At 64.6% G+C, this 19,972-nt stretch carries 16 protein-coding genes and 1 tRNA gene; 7 read left to right on the top strand and 10 right to left on the bottom strand.

The window, feature by feature from the left end:
• Window positions 1-2: 2 nt before the first annotated feature.
• The 3 genes from IEV58_RS03985 to IEV58_RS03975 are packed head-to-tail and all read right to left on the bottom strand — an operon-like array spanning window position 3 to window position 1,928.
• The gene (locus IEV58_RS03985) at window positions 3-806 is read right to left on the bottom strand and encodes an FAD binding domain-containing protein (RefSeq protein ID WP_188408383.1); all 804 of its coding nucleotides are present in this window, start codon (window positions 804-806) and stop codon (window positions 3-5) included.
• A 24-nt stretch (window positions 807-830) separates the two neighbouring features.
• Window positions 831-1,295, bottom strand: coding sequence for a (2Fe-2S)-binding protein (locus tag IEV58_RS03980; RefSeq protein WP_188408382.1), 465 nt, complete (start codon window positions 1,293-1,295; stop codon window positions 831-833).
• A 3-nt stretch (window positions 1,296-1,298) separates the two neighbouring features.
• Entirely contained in the window at window positions 1,299-1,928 is a 630-nt protein-coding gene (locus tag IEV58_RS03975) for an SRPBCC family protein (RefSeq protein WP_188408381.1), read from the bottom strand.
• Window positions 1,929-2,112: 184 nt separating this feature from the next.
• On the opposite strand from IEV58_RS03975, the gene IEV58_RS03970 reads away from it, so the two are divergent.
• From IEV58_RS03970 to IEV58_RS03955, 4 genes are all read left to right on the top strand, one after another.
• Window positions 2,113-3,786 (top strand): methyl-accepting chemotaxis protein, encoded by a 1,674-nt coding sequence (locus tag IEV58_RS03970; protein ID WP_188408380.1) that lies wholly within the window; start codon window positions 2,113-2,115, stop codon window positions 3,784-3,786.
• Window positions 3,787-3,914: 128 nt separating this feature from the next.
• Entirely contained in the window at window positions 3,915-4,886 is a 972-nt protein-coding gene (locus tag IEV58_RS03965; RefSeq protein ID WP_188408379.1) for an acetyltransferase domain-containing protein, read from the top strand.
• Window positions 4,887-5,071: 185 nt separating this feature from the next.
• Window positions 5,072-5,251 carry a hypothetical protein gene (locus tag IEV58_RS03960; protein WP_188408378.1) on the top strand — a complete coding sequence of 60 codons (180 nt, stop codon included), beginning with the start codon at window positions 5,072-5,074 and terminating at the stop codon, window positions 5,249-5,251.
• A 75-nt stretch (window positions 5,252-5,326) separates the two neighbouring features.
• Window positions 5,327-6,514, top strand: a complete 1,188-nt coding sequence (locus IEV58_RS03955; RefSeq protein WP_188408377.1) for an MFS transporter — start codon at window positions 5,327-5,329, stop codon at window positions 6,512-6,514.
• A gap of 43 nt (window positions 6,515-6,557) precedes the next feature.
• Here the strand turns inward: IEV58_RS03955 and IEV58_RS03950 are convergent, their stop codons facing one another.
• The 5 genes from IEV58_RS03950 to IEV58_RS03930 are packed head-to-tail and all read right to left on the bottom strand — an operon-like array spanning window position 6,558 to window position 9,844.
• Complete coding sequence (locus IEV58_RS03950; protein ID WP_188408376.1) at window positions 6,558-7,124, bottom strand: DUF2076 domain-containing protein; 567 nt, start codon at window positions 7,122-7,124, stop codon at window positions 6,558-6,560.
• A 15-nt stretch (window positions 7,125-7,139) separates the two neighbouring features.
• Window positions 7,140-7,853, bottom strand: a complete 714-nt coding sequence (locus tag IEV58_RS03945; protein WP_188408375.1) for a Bax inhibitor-1/YccA family protein — start codon at window positions 7,851-7,853, stop codon at window positions 7,140-7,142.
• 22 nt (window positions 7,854-7,875) lie between these two features.
• Window positions 7,876-8,649, bottom strand: a complete 774-nt coding sequence (locus tag IEV58_RS03940; protein WP_188408374.1) for an anti-sigma factor family protein — start codon at window positions 8,647-8,649, stop codon at window positions 7,876-7,878.
• Complete coding sequence (locus IEV58_RS03935; RefSeq protein WP_188408373.1) at window positions 8,633-9,175, bottom strand: sigma-70 family RNA polymerase sigma factor; 543 nt, start codon at window positions 9,173-9,175, stop codon at window positions 8,633-8,635. The genes IEV58_RS03940 and IEV58_RS03935 overlap by 17 nt, the downstream gene beginning before the upstream one ends.
• Before the next feature lie 27 nt (window positions 9,176-9,202).
• Window positions 9,203-9,844 (bottom strand): TetR/AcrR family transcriptional regulator, encoded by a 642-nt coding sequence (locus IEV58_RS03930; protein ID WP_188408372.1) that lies wholly within the window; start codon window positions 9,842-9,844, stop codon window positions 9,203-9,205.
• A 226-nt stretch (window positions 9,845-10,070) separates the two neighbouring features.
• Between IEV58_RS03930 and IEV58_RS03925 the strand changes: the two genes are divergently transcribed.
• Window positions 10,071-13,469: an acyl-[ACP]--phospholipid O-acyltransferase gene (locus tag IEV58_RS03925; protein WP_229729170.1), complete on the top strand. Its 3,399-nt coding sequence runs from the start codon at window positions 10,071-10,073 to the stop codon at window positions 13,467-13,469.
• Between the two features lie 49 nt (window positions 13,470-13,518).
• Here the strand turns inward: IEV58_RS03925 and IEV58_RS18460 are convergent, their stop codons facing one another.
• Window positions 13,519-13,605, bottom strand: a complete 87-nt coding sequence (locus tag IEV58_RS18460) for a small membrane protein YohP (protein ID WP_443092846.1) — start codon at window positions 13,603-13,605, stop codon at window positions 13,519-13,521.
• Between the two features lie 396 nt (window positions 13,606-14,001).
• On the opposite strand from IEV58_RS18460, the gene IEV58_RS03915 reads away from it, so the two are divergent.
• Entirely contained in the window at window positions 14,002-18,540 is a 4,539-nt protein-coding gene (locus IEV58_RS03915) for an autotransporter outer membrane beta-barrel domain-containing protein (protein ID WP_188408371.1), read from the top strand.
• A 211-nt stretch (window positions 18,541-18,751) separates the two neighbouring features.
• On the opposite strand, the gene IEV58_RS03910 is transcribed toward IEV58_RS03915, so the two are convergent.
• Window positions 18,752-18,836: transfer RNA gene (locus tag IEV58_RS03910), tRNA-Leu, on the bottom strand.
• 146 nt (window positions 18,837-18,982) lie between these two features.
• Here IEV58_RS03910 and IEV58_RS03905 point away from each other — a divergent pair.
• Window positions 18,983-19,957, top strand: coding sequence for a complex I NDUFA9 subunit family protein (locus IEV58_RS03905; RefSeq protein ID WP_188408370.1), 975 nt, complete (start codon window positions 18,983-18,985; stop codon window positions 19,955-19,957).
• The last annotated feature ends 15 nt before the right edge of the window (window positions 19,958-19,972 follow it).

Here is a 19,972-nt window from a genome sequence, read left to right as displayed (position 1 = left end):
CGTCACATGGCGAGCGCCTTCACGATGGCCTTCTCCGCCATGACATGGATCAGATGGGCGCGGTAATCCCTGTCCGCGTGGATGTCTGAACCGAGGCAGCTCGCAGGTACTTCCGCCTGCTTCACCGCATCCGGGCTGAAGTTCGCTTTCAAGGCCGCTTCCATGGCCGGCAGGCGAAAGACGCGAGGCCCCGCGCCCGTCACCGCCACACGCACGGTTCCGCCGGCAAGTTCAGCCACGAAGACACCGGCCAAGGCGTAGCGGGACGTCGGATGCCGGAATTTTTCGTATCCGGCGCGGCGCGGCACAGGGAAGCGGACCGAGGTGACGATTTCACCTTCCCCCAGCACCGTTTGAAACGGACCGACAAAGAAGGCCTCGGCCTCGACGTCACGGCGATTGGTGGAGATGGTTGCGTCAAGGGCAACGAGCGCAGCGGTGTAATCCCCGGCAGGATCATTGGTGGCGACCGCTCCGCCAAGCGTGCCGAGATGCCGGACATGCGGGTCACCGAGCACAGCGACGAGATCGGTCAGCGCAGGAATCCGGCCCCGGACCACCGGATCCGTGAGAACATCCGCATGCAGGGTGTTGGCGCCAATGACAAGCGCATCCCCCTCATCACGCATGCCCTTCAACTCGGGGATACGCGCTATGTCGATCACATTCGCCGGCGACAGCCGCCGATCCTTCATGATCGGCAGCAGCGTCTGTCCCCCTGCCAAGAGTTTTGCGTCCGGATGGGCGGCCAGCAGCCGCTCGGCCTCCGCAAGCGTCTTTGCGCGATGGTAGGTGACGTTATCCATGGCGGCCCTCCCGCAGCACCTCGGTCATGCCGCGGCCCCGCTCGCCGCAAGGACGGCCTTCACGATGTTCTGGTAGCCCGTGCAGCGGCAGATGTTGCCTTCCAGCTCGTGCCGTACCGTCTCTTCATCGGGATGAGGGATCCGCCGCAGCACATCCACCGCCGACATGATCATCCCGGGCGTGCAGAAGCCGCATTGCAGGCCATGATGCTCGCGAAACGCTTCCTGCATGGGATGCAGGAGGCCATCCCGCGAGAGCCCCTCGATGGTCGTCACTTCGCAGCCGTCGGCCTGCGCGGCCAGCAAGGTGCATGACTTCACGGCGCGACCGTCGAGGTGGATCACGCAGGCGCCACATTGGCTGGTGTCACAACCGACATGCGTCCCCGTCAGGCCCAGCCGCTCGCGCAGGAAGGTCACCAGCAACAGCCGGTCCTCAATCTCTTCGCTTCGCAGGGTGCCGTTTACGGTTATGGCGACGGTGCTCATTGCTTATCCATTCATGATGACGAGGACGAAGACCATCGCCAGGAAGACGGCGAACATGGCAATGTTCCGCCAGCGCCAGAGTGTTATGCCCGTTTCGACGGGATCGGGTGTCGAGGAAACCACAGTCGGTGCGATCGGATCCAACCCATAGGCCAGGGGCGGCGCGTCGGTCAGAGGCAGTGGCCCTTCGAAGGAGGAGGCGCATCTCGCCGACAGGGCATCGAGAAAGTCTTCCGCGGCCTTCTGGGCCGCATCCTCGAGCGCCCGGTCTCCAAGGCCGGCGATCCTGCCATCGAACTCGGCCCGCCATGTGTAGTCAACCCGGGTTCGCGTCCCCTCTGGCGTCAGCCGCAGTGCGGCCACGCCTTTCGTGAAGCCCGATGCTCCGCATGATCCATCGTAAACGAGGCTGAGGCCATGAGGCGGATCGATGTCCGACAGTGCAACCCGGCTGGTGAAGCGGTCCCTGAAGCCACCGACGTGAACGCTGCCTGAGGCGATCATATGGGTGGCCGTCACGCGATCGAGGCCCTCGCAGCCGGGCAAGCAAGCTCTTAGCATCTCAGGGTCGTCTATGACCGCCCAGACATTTGCGGGCGAGGCCGAAATCCGGCGTGAACCGGCAATCTGCATGAAGCAACCTTCCTCGGCGTCAATTCTGCCCTCTTCAATCTAGGGCATTTGGCGCGCGCGGGAAGTTTTTTTCACCGCCTCCATTCCCGAGAAAAAGCCCGCGTTGGTTGCAGAGCGTTATATCGGCATTTACTTGCGCGGGTTTAGTAAACGACGACGGAGTCACTTTAATAGGAACTAAACGATGAATATTCGGGCGAAGGTTTATTCCATTGTCGCCGCAATGGGGCTGACCGCAATTGCGATTACAGGACTGTCGATCTATGCGCTCCAGTCTTATGAGCAGCACACCGGACGCCTTGAAAGCATCTCCGCCCGCACGTTCATCGGAGAGAACCTCAACCGGCTGGTTTCCCAGGTGGTTTCGGAGTCACGCGGTGTCTATATGTCGCCCGGCACCAAGGAGGCACGTCCCTTCGCCGACGGCATCGTAAAGACACTGGGGCAGATCGACACCCTGATGGCCCAATGGGAGCCTCTCGTGCATCCGCGTGAAAGAGACGCGTATGAAGCCATGAAACGCGATCTCATGAAGTTCAAGGAGTTCCGTACGGAAACTGCTCGCCTTGGAACCGAGGTATCGCCGGAGGCGGCATCCATACAGGGCAACAATGAAACCAATCGGGCAAGCCGCAAGGAATTGCAGGCCTCGATCGACGCCCTCGTCGCCGACAATCTGGCGCGCCATGCGGCCATCAAGGAAGAGCTCTCGGCATTCGGCAACAATATCTTCTACCTCGTCGTCGGCACGGCGGTCGCAGGCATCGTCGTAAGCGTTGCTTTTGCAACTTATATCGGCTCCGCTCATATGAGCCGCCCGCTGCAGCGGCTCACCGGAACCTTGAAGCGCATCTCCGATGGCGATCTCGATACACCGATCCAGGTCCGTCGTTCCAAGGACGAGATTGGAGAAATCTGGAAGACGGTTGAGCGATTCCGCGATGTCCTTGTTCAAACGGAGACGCTGAAAGCCGAGCAGGCGCAGTCGGAGCAGCGTCAGGCGGAGGCACGCAAGCAGGCCCTCATGTCGATGGCCAAGGACTTCGAAGACGGCGTCGGCATGATCATCCAGACGGTGTCGTCCTCGTCGTCCCAGATCGTCGGCGCGGCGGAAAGCATGTCGCGCAGCGCCGAGGAAACCACCCATCAATCCACCATCGTCGCCAGCGCTTCGGAGCAGACCTCGTCCAGCGTGCAGTCGGTCGCCAGCGCCTCCGAACAGCTCTCGGCGTCGATCAACGAGATCGGCCAGCAGGTGGCGAACGCCGCCCAGTTGATCTCGGCCTCTGCCGATCAGGCTCGCGAGACCGACCAGGAAGTGCAGGAACTGGCCGACAGCGCGCGCAAGGTCGAAAGCATCATCGGCATCATCCGCGACATCGCCGAGCAGACCAATCTCCTCGCGCTCAACGCGACGATCGAGGCTGCCCGGGCCGGTGAAGCCGGACGCGGTTTCGCTGTGGTGGCGAGCGAAGTGAAGGCTCTTGCCAGCCAGACCGGCAAGGCGACGGAGGAGATCGAGACGCACATCGCGCAGATCCAAAATGCCACCAGCCGCACGGTCTCTTCGATAAACGCCATCGGCGGACGCATCCAGAACCTCAACGAGATCGCCGCGGCCATCGCCGGCGCGACCGAGGAGCAGGCCGCCGCTTCACAGGACATCGCCCGCTCCATCTCGCAAGCCGCGCAGGGAACCGGCGAGCTCAACAGCGGTATCTCTGCCGTTCGGTCGATGGCCGAAGGTACAGGTGCATCCGCTTCCGGCCTGTTCCAGGCCTCGCAGGCCTTGGCAGCCGAGGCGACCAACCTGCGGGAGCAGGTGGCGGGTTTCTTGCGCACCGTTCGCGCCGCATAAAAGCTTGAGCCTGATCAGTCGCGACGCCGGGGCCGAAAGGCTCCGGCGTTTCTTTTCGGCATTCCCGCCTTGCTCTTGGCACGGTCACGCGGCACACCGAGGGTCGCTCCTGCCTTGTAACAACATCGATGACCCACGTGCCGCGCACCGACCTGAAGCCTCGCCTGCCCATGATCGATCTGGCGCGAGGTCTCGCGCTCGTTGCCATGGCGGTCTATCATTTCTCCTGGGATCTCAGCTTCTTCAGGCTCATTGAGGTCAATGTCTCGGGCGAGCCCGGCTGGCGCCTCTTTGCGCGGCTGATCGCGGGCTCCTTCCTTTTCCTTGTGGGCGTCAGCCTCGTGCTGGCCTCCCGGGGCGGCCTGTCCCGTGCCGCCTTCCTGCGCCGTCTGGCGCTGGTGGCAGGCGCGGCGGCCTTGATCACGCTCGCGACATGGTACGCGTTTCCGTCGAGCTTCATCTTTTTCGGCATTCTCCACCACATCGCCCTCGCAAGCCTGCTCGCGCTGCCTTTCCTAAAGGCGCCGATTTCTGTGACCGCCGTCATCGCCGCCGCGGTCTTCGCGCTCCCCTTCTTCTTCACGCATGATGTCTTCGCGCAGCCTGCGCTCCTGTGGACCGGGCTTGCTCCCGTGCCGCCCGTCACCAATGATTATGTGCCGCTGTTTCCCTGGTTCGGCGTCGTGCTTGCCGGTGTCGTTGCCGCACGGCTGGCGCTGGCATTCCCGGACCGGCTGCGGTGGGCGGAACGAAAGCCGACGTCCAACGTCGGACGGCTTCTGGTCTGGGGCGGGAAGCGAAGCCTCTGGGTCTATCTCATTCACCAGCCGGTGCTACTGGCCGTTCTGTGGCTGGTGGCGCAGGAACTTGGGCCTGCGCCAGCGGCCGACGATCAATCCTTCGCCCAGAGCTGCCAGCAGAGCTGCACGTCAGCGGGCAGCGATGCTGAATTCTGCACGGCGTTCTGTGGTTGCGCCGCAGACAGCCTGAAGCGGGAAGGCCTTTGGGGCGCTCTCATGTCCGGCCGGATGAACGATGTGGCGCAGGCCCGGGTGGCGGAGGTCACCGCCATGTGCCGCAGCAACCATCCGATGCCTTAGCCGGCTTTGTCGCCGTGCGCTTCCGGCCGCTCAACAAAGAATAAACCATGACATTGAGTAAAGTTGGCTGCCGGACTGTATTACCGGGCTGATGGCCCTTTTTTCGACTATATTCGTTTTCTCAGACGCGCGTGCAGGATGCACCCCCACTACGGCGGTAAGGCATTTCTTACAGGATGAGACCTATGGCTCGGCATGCTCTCGCGCGCAGTCCGGCGCGTGAACGCGCGGCGACACGTGCGCTTATTTTCACCTTCCTCATCGGTCTTCTCATGGCGGCCGGCTTCCTGAGCCTGATCGCCTTCAGCACCCGCATGGCTGCCGATCGCCCGACCTTTGCCGTGACGGTCCATCCCGTTGCCTGACGCTGTCGATGGTTGACAGGCGGGCTCGCGCCGCTCCATGGCATCAAAGCCATTGACGCTTGCGAGTCTGCCGACGTGCTTCCGTACCGCCTCGTCCTGACACTCCTCGGCATGGGACAGCTCATCAGCTGGGCCGCCTTCTACTATTCCTTCTCCTCCTTCGTGCTGCCCATGCAGACCAGCCTCGGCTGGGACAAAGCGACCCTGATGGGTGCCTTTTCGCTTGGGCTCGCTGTCTGGAGCCTCGCCACCTACGGGGCCGGCGCCGTGATCGACGCGGGCTACGGCCGGGCGCTGATGACGGGCGGTTCCGTCCTCGGCGGCATCGGCTTTCTGATCTGGTCGCAGACCAGCGAGCCGTGGATGTTCTATCTTGCGTGGTGCTTCATCGGCTGCGCCATGGCCATGACGCTTTACGAGCCCGCCTTCACCATCCTGACGCGGCGCTACCCGACGCGCTACCGACAGGGGATCACGACGCTGACCCTGATCGGCGGCTTTGCCTCGACCGTCGGTTTTCCCGCGGCCGCAGCCTTGCTCGCCGTCGTGGACTGGCGCGCCGCCGTCCTGGTGATCGGTATCGTGCTGATCGCCGTCATCGCACCGATCCACTTCCTGGCGCTGCGGGGCGGCGGAGAGCTTGTCCCGGCGACTGCTGCCGCGTCCGGGGAGCCCGCGGCGGAGACAGGCTTCACCGTGAACGAGGCGCGCCGCACTGCCGCCTTCTGGCTTCTGACCGCCACTTTTGCGCTTTACTCCTTCGCCGCCGCGGCGCTTTGGGCACATGTCATTCCCGCGCTGGCCTTCAAGGGCCTTGATACGGCGGAAAGCATGGCCGTGCTGGTCTGGGTGGGACCGGCGCAGGTGGCGGGACGACTTGCCTTCGTCACCTTCGGCAAAAGACTGCGTCCGCATCCCCTCGGCATGGTGATACTCTGTGGACTGCCGCTTTCCTTCGGGCTCTTCGCCTTCGCCTCCACAACGGCGGAACTGATCATCTTCGCCGTGCTGTTCGGCGCCGCCAACGGGTTGGTGTCGATCATCCGTGGCAGCCTGCTGCCTGAATATTTCGGGCGCACGAGCCTGGGGCGTATCGGGGGCGCCATGTCCGCCGTCGCTCTCCTGGCCCGGGCGATCGCGCCCCTGTCCGCCGCGGCGCTTCTGCTTTTACCGATGTCCTATGCCGGCATCATGCTGGTGCTGGCTGGTCTCGGCGTAGTGGCGGTGGTGGCCTTCGCGTTGGCGCGCGCGCCGCTGCGCTGAGAGATCAAGAGAGCCGGAAAATCCGGCTCCCTTGTTTTGCGACTCAGAATTCGTTGTCGTCGAAACCGGCATCGTCGAAGCCGGCGTCATCGGCCTGCGGTTCCTCCTCGGCGGGCGCTGGCGTTTCGGCTGCCTGCGCCTCCCCGCCACCGAGCATGCCGGCGATGGCGTTGCCGAGCAGGACGCCGCCGGCCACGCCCATGGCGGTCTGCGCCGCGCCGGCAAGGAAGCCGCCACCGCCCATGCCGCGCTGGGACTGGTTCCAGGGCGAGGCGGGCTGCGCCTCACCGCCGCGGGCCACCCGCGGAACGGAGCCGGAAGACCGGACCGGTTGCCGGCCGGAGCCGAGGAGACCGCCGAACAGGCCGCCCGATGCCGAAGCCTGCGGCTGGCCGCGTCCCTCCAGTTCCTCGATGCGGGCCTGCGCCGCCTCGAGAGCCTGCTGCTGCACCACGATGGTCTGGGCCATGTAGTAGGGCGCATGGGGCTGCTGCGCGATCCGCTCCCGGATGAAGTCCTCCGACTGCGGATCGCGCGAGGGCGACTGCCGCTCAACAGCGGAGAGCTTACCGAACAGCGAATCGATCGCCTGCTGGTCGTTCCTGTCCATGGTTCCGCCCACCGGTTACTCGCGCTCGCCGGTGAAGTTCAGCAGCAACTGGAAGATGTTGACGAAGTTCAGGTAGAGCGAGAGCGCGCCCCAGACCGCCATCTTCTGCTGCGATTCAGCGTCGATGTTCTCGGCGTACTGTTCCTTGATGGTCTGCGTGTCCCACGCGGTGAGGCCGAGGAAGACCAGGATGCCGACCACCGAGATCACAAACTGCAGGGCCGAGGAGCCCAGGAAGATGTTGACGATGCTCGCGATCACCACGCCGATGAGGCCCATGATCAGGAACGACGAGAACTTCGTCATGTCGGTCTTGGTGGTGTAGCCGTAGAGGCTCATGGCACCGAACATGGACGCGGCGATGAAGAAGGTGCGCGCGATGGAGGTTCCGGTGAAGACCAGGAACACCGAGGCCATGGAAAGGCCCATGACGGCGCAGAAGGCCCAGAACATCATCTGCGCGCCCGATGCCGACATGGTCTGGAGACGGAAAGAGAAGAAGAACACAAAGGCCAGCGGCGCCAGCATCACCACCCACTTCAGCGGGGATGAGAAGATCGGCACATAGAGCGCCGGCACCGAGGACACCGTGAAGGCAACGAGGCCGGTCAGCACCAGGCCGAGAGCCATGTAGTTATAGACGCGCAGCATGTGCTGGCGCAGGCCCTCGTCGAAGATGGCGCCGGAGCGGGCATAGCCGGTCTGATAGCCGTAGTTGGGAGTGTTCATGCGTATCTCCTGGATGGATCACTCAATAAAGGGTATCGGCGAGCCGCTCTGCGGCGCGGCTCAGGTCTTTCGTCTTTCCTGCCGCGACAAGGGCATAGGCCACCTCGCCGATCTGGAAATAGGCGGAAGAGGTCTCTTCGGAGGTCGCCTGTGTCGGGCGGACGACGTCGAAGGTGCCGGGACGCACCGCAAAGAGCGACATCAGGCCGAAGTCCTTGCTGTCGACCGCGAGTTCGACGCTGGGTCCGAAGCGTGAGGGATAGATCTGCACGTCGCGCACATGCCAGCTCTTCGGCAGCTCCGGCATGACAATGGCGGTGGCGGCACGGATCTCCTCGGGGTCGTAGTTGGTGACCTCCGGCTGCGACTGCATGGAGGCGCGCAGCACCATGGTGCCGTGTGCTCGCGCGGCATCCTCCACATAGGCCGGAGGGGGCGTGGAGGCGACGACCTCCGTCACCGAAAGCGGCCCCGCCATCTCATGGGCGAGCCAGCCGGCGGCAATGAAGACGGTGATGGCCGCGGCACGCTGCAAGCGGCTGAACAGCCGGTCGCGGTAGAGCCCGCGTTCCAGCCGCCGCGCCGCAACCTGGATGCGGGTGCGCGGCAGCCCGTGCGGGCCGGCCGTGGCAAGGCGCAGCTCATCGCGCAGCCTCAAGTCGGCCATGACCTTGGCGGCATCGTCAGGCCGGGCGGAAAGATAGGCTTCAACCTCGATGCGGCGGGTGACATCGAGCTGATCGTCCACATAAGAGTCGAAATCCGCCGGGGTGATGGGATCAAGCGCTTTCGTCATCGCGTCCTCCGACGATCCTGAGGTGTCTTGCGGCGGATGCGCCGCCCTCCTCCATCTGCCGCAAGGCCGCCCGCGCCCGGCCGATCCGGGACATGAGCGTGCCGATGGATATGCCGAGCGCGTCGGCCGCCTCCTGATAGGACAGGCCCTCGATGGCAACGAGGTGCAGCGCCGCCCGCTGCGGCTCCGGCAAGGCAAGGAACGCCTCACGGATCTGCGTCAGACGAACCGAATGCTCCTGCGTGGGATCACCGGCCATGTCGGCAAGAACACCGGCCTGCTCCTCGCGGGCCGCGGCGGAACGATGGCTGCGGATGCGGTCGACGAATGTGTTGTGCAGGATGGAGAGCAGCCAGGCGCGGATGTTGCCGCCACGCCGGAAGGTGCCGCGCCGCTCATAGGCACGCACCAGCGTGTCGTGCACGAGATCTTCGGCATCGGCGGCGTCGCGCGTCAGAGATCCGGCGTAACGCCGGAGTGCGCCGAGTTGGCCGAGGACGTCGAAGGGTGCCTTGGGCGATGTCATGCTGAATATACGGAGCCGCCAGCGGCTTTAATCCGAGGTGCCCTGATTTTTTTCGCCCCGGGCTTGCAACCCCGCACAGATCAGCCGCACGAGGGTCTCGATCTGGCTTTCGAGCTGACGCCTCGGGACGGCCACAAGCTTGTCCTCCAGCCCTATGGCGATCACACCATGGACGGCGGAGAAGAGCGTGCGGGCGAAAACCGCGCGTTCTGCCTCGCTCATCCCCGGCGCAAGGCGTGCCAGCGGCCGGGCAATATGCCGGAACAGAATCATCTGGTCCGTCACAGACCAATCGGGCAATTCCGCACCTTCGGCTATGCGATGCTCGAACAGGATGCGCCAGAGCTGGAGGTTTTCTCGGGCGAAGGCGCAGTAAGCCAAAGCCAGGGCCACGAGGCTGTCACTTGCTTCCACAAGCGAGGCTGGCGGCTCTTCCATCGCGGCGGCGGTGAGCGCCTCATCAAGACGCGCCAGGGTGCGGGAGCCGACCCGCAGAACCAACTCATCCATGTCAGACACAAGGTTGTAGATCGCGCCCACGGCGCAGCCCACCTCCCGCGCCAGTTCGCGCGCCTTCAGCCCGGCTGCACCTTCGGCGGCGATCGCCGCCTCGGCGGCGTCGATCAGGGCCTCCCGTTGCCTTTCGCGGCGTTCAACAGTGCTCCGCATCGATACTCCCATGAACGACGTTCATATTTCCTGTTGAACGCCGTTCATAACGTGATATAGACGTGAACATCGTTCATATCAGGAGCGCGTCGATGTTCAAGGGTTTTAGACTTCAACTGTCCAGCGGTAAGCGCTTCTCAACCTCAAAATTGCATCGCTTCCGCGCCAGAAACGTTTGATTTGCCGTGACGATGCAATTGTCCTCCCAAACCCTGGCGAGCACATCATGACCACACTCCTTATGAAGCGCCGTTTCGCCCCGCTGTTCTGGGCGCAGTTCTTCTCCGCCTTCAACGACAACTTCCTCAAGAATGCGCTGGTCTTCCTCATTCTCTACAAGCTCAGCGGCAGCCACGGCGAAGCCCTCGTCACGCTTGCCGGCGGCATCTTCATCGCTCCCTTCTTCCTGCTCTCCGGCCTCGGCGGCCAACTCGCCGACCGGTTCGACAAGGCCTTCGTGGCGCAGCGGCTGAAGCTTGCGGAACTGGGTGCAGCCGGCGTCGCCGTCCTCGGATTCTCGCTGCAGTCGGTGCCCGTACTCTTCGTGGCACTGTTTCTGTTCGGCGTGATCTCGGCCCTGTTCGGACCCATCAAATACGGCATCCTGCCGGACCATCTGAAACGCGAGGAACTGCCGGCCGGCAACGCGCTGATCGAGGGCGCGACCTTCATCGCAATCCTGCTCGGCACCATCGCCGGCGGCCTCGCCTCCCGCGATGGCGGCGATCCGGCCTCCCTCAGCCTGCTCATCCTCGGCTTTGCCGCGCTGTGCTGGATCGCGACCCTGTTCATCCCCAAGACCGGCCCCGCCGCGCCGGATCTCCGGATCGATCGCAACATCTTCCGCTCCACAGGCGACCTCCTCACAGACCTCTGGAGCGATACGCGGCTGTGGCGGCTCGGCGTCATGGTCAGCATGTTCTGGCTGATCGGCGCCGTTGTCATGTCGCTGCTGCCCTCGCTTGTGAAGAACGGCATGGGCGGCACCGAAATGGTGGTTTCCACCTACCTCGGCCTCTTCGCCATCGCCATCGCGGTGGGCTCCGGCATCGGCTCGTTCCTCTCCAGCGGCCGCATCGTGCTGCTGCCCGTTCCTGTCGCCGCCGTGGTCATGGCCATCTTCGCGCTCGATCTCGGCTGGGCCATCTCGGGCGTCATCGCGCTTCAGCCCGCGCAGGACATCTCCGGCTTCTTCGCAACATCCGTCGCCTGGCGCGTGGGATTCGACCTCGCCATGCTGGCGCTGGCCGGCGGCGTGTTCATCGTGCCCTCCTTTGCCGCCGTCCAGGCCTGGGCGCCGGCTGAAAGGCGGGCGCGCATCATCGCCGCCGTCAATGTGCTGTCGGCGGCCTTCATGGTGGGCGGCGCCGTGACCGTCGCCGTCCTGCAGGCTGCCGGCCTTAGTCTCTCGCAGCTTTTCCTGGTGGTGGGCCTTGCCACGCTGGGCGCGGCCGTCTGGATCTTCAGGGTGCTGCCGACCAATCCTCTGCGCGACTTTATCTCGATCCTGCTGCGCGCCTTCTACCGGCTCGAAGTGATCGGCCATGAGAACGTCGCGAAAGCCGGGCCCAATGCCATCATCACGCTGAACCACGTCAGCTTTCTCGATGCAGCCGTTGCCCTCTCGATCCTCGACAAAGACCCGGTCTTCGCCATCGACCACACCATCGCACAGCGCTGGTGGGTGAAGCCTTTCCTCAAGCTGACACGGGCCATGCCGCTCGATCCGACCCGCCCGCTGGCGACGCGCTCGCTGATCAATGCCGTCAAGGACGGCGAGAGCCTGATCATCTTCCCGGAAGGCCGCCTGACGGTGACCGGCAGCTTGATGAAGGTCTACGACGGCGCGGCCATGATCGCGGAGAAATCCGGCGCCAAGCTGGTTCCGGTGCGCATCGAGGGGCTGGAGGCGACGATCTTCTCCCGCCTGACGCGCGAGCAGGTCCGCCGCCGCTGGTTCCCCAGGGTGCGCGTCACCATCACCGAGCCCGTCACCCTGTCGGTGGATGACAGCCTCAAGGGCAAGCAGCGCCGGCACGCGGCAGGCGCCGCCCTCTATGAGATCATGTCCGATCTCATCTTCAAGACGACTACCATCGACCGCAGCGTCTTCGATGCTGTCGTCGAGGCCGCGAAGATCCACGGCAAGGGACGCACGGCGGTGGAGGATCCCGTCACGGGATCGCTCAGCTACCGCAAGCTCCTCGTCGGCGCGCGGGCGCTGGGCCTGAAGCTCGGTCATCTCGCAGGGCATGGTCAGGCGGTCGGCGTCATGCTGCCCAATGCCAATGGCGCGGCCGTGGCCGTGCTGGCGCTGATGTCATCGGGTCGTGTGCCGGCCATGATCAACTTCACCGCCGGCGCCACCAACATCCTGGCGTCCTGCAAAGGGGCGGAGATCCGCACCATCGTAACCTCGCGCGCCTTCGTGGAGCGCGGCCGCCTTCAGGGGCTGATCGAGGCGCTGCGTGAGAACGTCGAGATTCTTTACCTCGAGGATGTCAGGGAGGCTGTCACCACGACGGACAAGCTGAAGGCGCTGTGGAACTGGGACAAGCCCATCGCCGCCGCCCAAGGCCAAGACCGCGCCGCCATCCTCTTCACCTCGGGATCGGAGGGAACGCCAAAAGGCGTGGTGCTCTCCCACACCAACATGCTGGCCAATGCGGCGCAGGCGGCCGCCCGCATCGACTTCGGCCGCCGCGACAAGGTGTTCAACGTGCTGCCAGTGTTCCACTCCTTCGGGCTCACGGTCGGCCTGGTGCTGCCGCTGGTCTCGGGCGTGCCGGTCTATCTCTATCCCTCCCCGCTGCACTACCGGATCGTGCCGGAGTTGGTTTACGGCTCCAACGCCACCATCCTCTTCGGCACCGACACCTTCCTGTCGGGCTATGCCCGGGCGGCCCATGCCTATGACCTGAGATCGCTGCGCTACATCCTCGCCGGCGCCGAGCCGGTCAAGGAGTCCACCCGCCGGACCTATATGGAAAAGTTCGGCCTGCGTATCCTGGAGGGCTACGGCGTCACAGAGACCGCGCCGGTGCTGGCCATCAACACGCCGATGTTCAACCGCTTCGGCACGGTCGGCCGCCTGATGCCGGGCATGGAGGCACGGCTGGAGCCGGTGCCCGGTGTCGATGAGGGCGGTCGTCTTTACGTGCGCGGGCCCAACATCATGCTGGGCTACCTCAAGGCGGACAATCCGGGCGTGCTGGAGCCTCCCGCCGAGGGCTGGCACGACACGGGCGACATCGTCACCATCGATGCCCAAGGCTTCATCACCATCAAGGGCCGCGCCAAGCGCTTTGCCAAGATCGCCGGCGAAATGGTGTCGCTGGCGGCCATCGAGACCATGGCGGCGGAACTGTGGCCCGATGCTCTTTCGGCCGTTGCCAGCGTGCCCGATCCGCGCAAGGGCGAGCGCCTCGTCATGGTGACGGAGAGGAAGGACGCGACGAAAGGCGATTTCCAGGTCTTCGCGAAATCCAGGGGTGCGGCGGACCTGACGGTGCCTTCGGAGGTGCTCGTGGTGCCTGCGGTGCCGGTACTGGGATCGGGCAAGCTCGACTTTGCCGGCGTCAACCGCATGGTGCGCGAGATGGCGGCGGACAGCGCCGCGGCATGAACGCGGTCCCGACGCAAGCTGTCGCGTCGGGACGCCAAATTCATCGGGATCAGAAGATCAGGTCGAAGATGCCGAACACGACGGCAAGGCCGATCAGAAAGATGATCAGGATGATGATACCCAGGACTCTCAACATGAAATTCTCCCACCCGGCTGTCTCTTGCGGAAAGAACCCGGACGGGTGCGGCAATGTTCCATGTGGCCGGACTGCCAGTGCTGCTCTCGACACGGTCTAAGGCGATTACCTGCTACCGCCAAGTCGCGAGCAATCTTTCTTTTAGGCGCCATTCGACTCACGCCAAATCTTGCCTACGCCTTGCTCTTCCCGAGCTGTGGAAATTCACGCCTCGTCAAGGATTGAACTCTACAAATCGCGGCAGAATTGTGCTGTTTCTGCGATAGCTTGCCTTGTTTGTTGGCTTGGAGTGAGTTGGGGGTTTCTGGCTTGACGATTTCTCGTTTTACTTCGTCAGCTCGTAGGCCAAGGACCGGAGGAAGGTTCGCTCTTTTCGTCACCACTTCCTCGGTCGCATTGGTCTTCGCCAGTCAGCAGGCACTGGCCGCCAGTTACACGGCCTCGACGGAGCAAGAACTGCGTGACAGGATCGCCGACGCCAACGCGGATGCGGACCCGACCGCCACGATCACGCTGACCGGTAATATCGCGATCAGCGATCCAGCAGCCTTCCCGGCATTGACTAAACCGGTGACGATCGACGCGGGGGCATTCACGTTGTCGGGCCCTGACGTCGCGGTGGGCGCAGCCAATGGCAGCCCCTTGTCGTTTTCCGGTGGCAGCATGGTGCTCACCGGCACATTTGAGGGCGGCAATGCTGCCTCTGCCAACAGCAATGGCAGCGGAGGCAGCGCGATCTCCCTGACGGGCGGCTCCATCGACAATAGCGCGGCCGTCACCGGCGGCGCCGGAGGCAGCACCAGCCTCACGAGCCCCGCAGGACGTATCGCAGGCGTCGGCGGTTCCGGCATGTCCCTGACCGACAGTGTGTTGGTCAACGGCGCCGCGGGTTCAATCACCGGCGGTCAAGGTGGTTATACGGATTCCTTAGGTAACTCAGGCTCTGGAACAAACTTGGGGGGCGGTGCGGGTGGAGCGGGCCTCATCATGACCGGCGGATCGCTCGACAATCAGGGCACCATCACCGGTGGCGATGGCGGAGACATCCTCAATTCGCCGGGGAATGCCGACAACCATTTCGCCGGCGCGGGCGGGGTCGGCGCCTTCCTGACCGGCGGCACCCATGCCAACAGCGGCACCATCACAGGTGGCCAGGGTGGCATCGGCAGAAATATCGGAGGTATAGGCAGTGGCCTTGGCGGCACCGGACTTGCGCTGGCCGGCGGCGGCACCTTCGTCAACAACGGCGCCATCATTGGCGGCGACGGCAACATCGAGACCAACACCACGCGCGGCGGCAGCGGCGGCCTCGGCGCGACCGCGGCGAACAGCACCCTGGAGAACTTCGGCACGATCACGGGCGGCAACGCGGGCGGCACCACGGGAGGCGTGGGGGGCATCGGCATCAGCGGCACGGGTGGCGCGAAGATCGTCAACGGGGGCATGGTCGACGGCGGGCTTGCGAGCAACGGCGTCCAGAATGCCATCGCCATTCAACTGACCAATGGCGGCAACACGCTCGAATTGCGGGCCGGCTCGACCATCAACGGCCTTGTCACGGCCACCGCCACCGATACGCTCGCCCTGGGCGGCACCACGAATGAGACGTTCAACACCGCGCTCATCGCTTCCAATCAGACCTATCGCGGCTTCGGCCGCTACCAGAAGATCGGCAGCAGCACCTGGACGCTCACCGGCACCACGGCGGCGGTGACGCCCTGGGAAATCGTCGACGGCATGCTGTCGGTGGCGCAGGACAGCAATCTCGGCGCCCTTTCAGGCCGCCTGACCTTTTCCGGCGGCACCCTGGAGAACACCGCGGCCTTCACGACGTCGCGCGCGATGACCATCAATGCCGCGGGAGGCACGTTCAAGACCGATGCCGATCTGACACTCTCGGGCATGATTGACGGCGCCGGCGGATTGACCAAGACCGGAACGGGCAAGCTTACCCTGACAGGCACCAATACCTATGCCGGCGGCACCCTTATCGACGATGGCACTATCTCCGTCGCGGCGGATGCCAATCTCGGCAATGCCGCAGGGGCGCTCGTTTTCGATGGGGGCACGCTGGAGAACACCGCGGCCTTCACCTCAAACCGCGCGGTGGGGCTGAATGCCGGAGGCGGCACCTTCGACACCGGCGCGAACCTCACCCTCAACGGCGTGATCTCGGGCATCGGAGGATTGGACAAGACCGGTCTCGGCACCCTCATCCTGAACGGCAACAACGACTATGCCGGCGCGACCACGATTTCGGCCGGCACGCTCCTCGTCAACGGCGATCAATCTGCGGCGGACGGCCTGACGACGACTGGGAGTGGAGCCACGCTCGGCGGCTCGGGCACGGTGGGCGGCGACGTCATCATCGACGACGGCGGGATCCTGTCGCCGGGCGCCTCCAACACACAGGCTGACACGCTCACGATCGACGGCGACCTGACCCTCTCCGGCGGCTCGATCCTGGATTTCAATTTTGGCCAGTCCAATATTGAGGGCGGCGCGTTCAACGACCTCGTCAACGTCAACGGTGACCTGACGCTGGACGGCACCCTGAACGTGACCACCACGCCCGGCGGCACCTTCGACACCGGCATCTATCGGGTCATCAACTACTCCGGCGATATCATCGCCAACAATATTCTCGAGCTCGGCAGCCCCAGCCCGACCCTCTATGTCCAGACCTCGATCGACCATCAGGTCAATCTCGTCAACACATCCGGCCTAGCGCTGCGCTATTGGGACGGCGATGCCGGACCCAAGAACGATGGCACACCCGACGGCGGCAATGGCATCTGGCAGGATTTCAGCGGGAACGACAATTGGGTCGATCCGGATAACGTGCCCAATGCGGGATTTCTGGATTCCGCCTTCGCGATCTTCATGGGCACAGCCGGCACGATCGAGGTCGATGACAGCCCCGGCGCGGTCAATGCCTCCGGCATGCAGTTCATGACCGACGGCTATCGCATTGAGGGCGACGCCCTCAATCTGGTTGGCGCTACCTGGTCCGACATCCGCGTCGGTGATGGCACCGCCGGCGGCACGACCATGACGGCCACGATCGCTTCGGAACTCACTGGCGCGTCCGGCCTGAACAAGACGGATGCCGGCACCCTCGTCCTGACGGCGGCCAATAGCTATACCGGCGGAACCCGCATCAGCGGCGGCACTCTACAGATTTCCGAGGACGCCAATCTCGGATTGGGGTCCGTGGAGTTTGACGGCGGCACCCTACGCACCACCAGCAATTTCACCACCACCCGCGCGCTCACGGCATCTGCCGGTGGCGGCGCGATCAACACCGACGCTGCGACGAGCCTGACACTTGCCGGGGTCCTCACGGGCGCCGGGTCGCTCGACAAGATCGGCGTCGGAACGGTTCTCCAGCAAAGTGCGAGCCTTCAGACCGGTACGACGACCATCCGCCAGGGCATCTGGCGCACCGGCGGGGCCAACGTGTTGAGTGCCGTGGGAGGCTATGCGGTGGCTGCCGGCGGCACGCTCGATCTGGACGGCCTCGACCAGACCGTCGGCGGGTTCGACGCTGGTGGCGCCGTGCGCTTCGGCGGCGCACCGGGCACCACGCTCACCGTGAACGGCGATTATGCCGGCAGCGGCGGCACGCTCTATATGAACACGACGCTTGATGGCGACGGGTCGTCCACGGACCGGCTGGTCGTTACCGGCAACAGCACAGGCAACAGCAACATCCACGTGACCAATGTCGGCGGCAGCGGCGCACCGACGGCTGAGGGCATCAAGCTCGTCGATGTCGGCGGCGCCTCGACCGGCACCTTCGCGCTTCGTGGCGACTACGTCTTCGAGGGCGATCAGGCCGTGGTCTCGGGCGCCTATGCCTATCGGCTTCATCAGGGTGGTGTCTCAACGCCGGCCGATGGCGACTGGTACCTGCGCTCGGCCCTGGTGGCTCCCGATGGATCCGCCGGTCACCTCTACCAGCCCGGCGTGCCGCTCTACGAGAGCTATGCCCGTGTGCTGCAGCGCTTCAACACGCTGGACAGCCTGCATCAGCGTGTCGGCAACCGCTCGTGGATGGGCGCCGCACCCGGCGGCGAGACCGGGGCGATCGAGGGCAACGGCATCTGGGGCCGCGTGGTCGCGTCGCACGCCCACTTCGAACCGGAGCATTCCACGTCGGGCGCCTCTTTCAACGCCGATACCTGGAAGATGCAGTTCGGCGCGGACCGGCTCCTTCACGAGAGCGGCGCCGGCCGCCTGATCGGCGCGCTGTCGGCGCGCTACGGCCTCGTGTCGGCACAGATCGAGTCCCCCTCGGGCGACGGCGACATCGACACCACCGGCTACGGCCTCGGCGGTACGCTGACCTGGTATGGCGCGTCAGGCTTCTATGTCGATACTCAGGCGGAAGCGACCTGGTACAGCAGCGACCTTGCCTCCGACACCGCGCGGCTGTCACTCGCGGACGGCAACGACGGCTTCGGTTATGGCTTCAGCCTGGAAAGCGGTCAGCGCATTGCGCTTGATCCGCACTGGTCGCTGACGCCGCAGGCGCAGCTTGCCTATTCAACCATCGACTTCGACAGCTTCACCGACGCCTTCGGCGCAAGGGTCTCCTCCGAACGTGGCGGCAGCCTCGTGAGTCGTCTTGGCCTTGCGGCAAATTACGACAACGAATGGCGCAACGGTGCCGGTCAGCTTGCCCGCTCAAGCGTCTACGGCATTGCCAATCTCTACTATGAGTTCCTCGATGGCAGCCGCACCAAGGTTGCCGCCATCGACTTTACCCAAGAGAGCGAGCCGCTGTGGGGCGGTCTCGGCCTCGGCGGCAGCTACAACTGGGCTGACAACAAATACTCCGTCTATGGCGAGGTGGGCCTGAACACCAGCCTCGCAGCCATCGGCGACAGCTACAGCGTCAACGGCACTGCCGGGTTCCGCGCGCGCTTCTGAGGCGACTCATGTCGGCCTTGCTCTTGTGGAGCAGCAGAGCGTCTATTCCCTGACTACGGCGGACGAGGGCGCGCAGTTCATCCGGCTTGTCACTCTCGGCGCGTAAATAGCCGCGTTCCAAAGCTGGAAAACGTGCCAGCGCTAATGTCATCTACGCCCCCCGCGGAGTGTCACTCGGCGTTGGCGCGTCCGGTCTAACTATGAAAGATATTGGTGCCCAGGAGAGGACTCGAACCTCCACGGATTGCTCCACACGGACCTGAACCGTGCGCGTCTACCAGTTCCGCCACCTGGGCATTGGCGCCCTCATAAGGCCCGGCTCGACGCCTGTCAACGAGGGGCGCGGCGCGACATCGCGCCCCGGCGCTCTGGACGCCCTGCGGTGGGTCGATTAGGACAGTGCCCAAGACACACATCACGCCAAGATCGCGAGGGCAAAACCATGAGAGCGGCGATATCGGATCGGCTGGTCACGGTTTACGGGGGATCAGGCTTCATCGGCCGCCATGTTGTGCGCCTTCTGGCGCAGCACGGCTGGCGGATACGGGTCGCCGTGCGGCGGCCGGACCTTGCCAACCATTTGCAGCCACTGGGCGCCGTCGGCCAGATCCATGCCGTGCAGGCCAACCTGCGCTACCGTGATTCGGTGCTGCGCGCCGCCGAGGGCTCCGAAGCGGTGGTCAACCTCGTCGGCATCCTGGCGCCGTCCGGCCGGCAGAGCTTCGACGCCGTCCACGCCTTCGGCGCGCGCATGGTGGCCGATGCGGCCCGTGAGGCGGGCGCGCGCACCCTGGTGCATATCTCGGCCATTGGGGCCGACGCCAATTCGCCGTCATCCTATGCCCGCACCAAGGCCGAGGGCGAGGCCCGTGTGGCCGAAGCCTTCCCCAACGCCGTGATCCTGCGCCCTTCGGTCGTGTTCGGGCCGGAGGACGATTTCTTCAACCGGTTCGCCTCTCTTGCGCGCATCTCGCCCTTCCTGCCGCTCATCGGCGGCGGCGAGACGAAGTTCCAGCCGGTCTTCGTCGGCGATGTGGCGGCCGCCGTCACCTTGGGCGTCGAGGGCCGATTGAAGCCACGCACCGTCTATGAGCTGGGCGGGCCGGAGGTGAAGACCTTCCGGGAGCTGATGGACTATGTGTTGAAGACGACCTACCGAAAGCGCTTCCTCGTACCGGTGCCTTTCGGCCTCGCCAAGATGAAGGCCCATGTGCTGCAGCTGCTGCCCAAGCCATTGCTGACGGTCGATCAGGTGGAGCTCTTGCGTGAGGACAATGTGGTCTCACCGGAAGCCATCGCGCAGAAGCGCAGCCTGCCAGGCATGGGCGTTGCGCCGACGTCTATCGAGGCGATCGTGCCGAGCTATCTTTACCGCTTCCGCAAGAGCGGACAGTTCGAGCGTGCGCCAGAGGCCTGAGGGCCTCCGGCCGTA

The organism is Agaricicola taiwanensis (genome assembly GCF_014635245.1).
Taxonomy (GTDB): Bacteria; Pseudomonadota; Alphaproteobacteria; order Rhizobiales; family Methylopilaceae; genus Agaricicola; species Agaricicola taiwanensis.
Note: the sequence above shows the minus strand (reverse complement) of the source record. Positions and strands in the feature narration are given on the sequence as shown.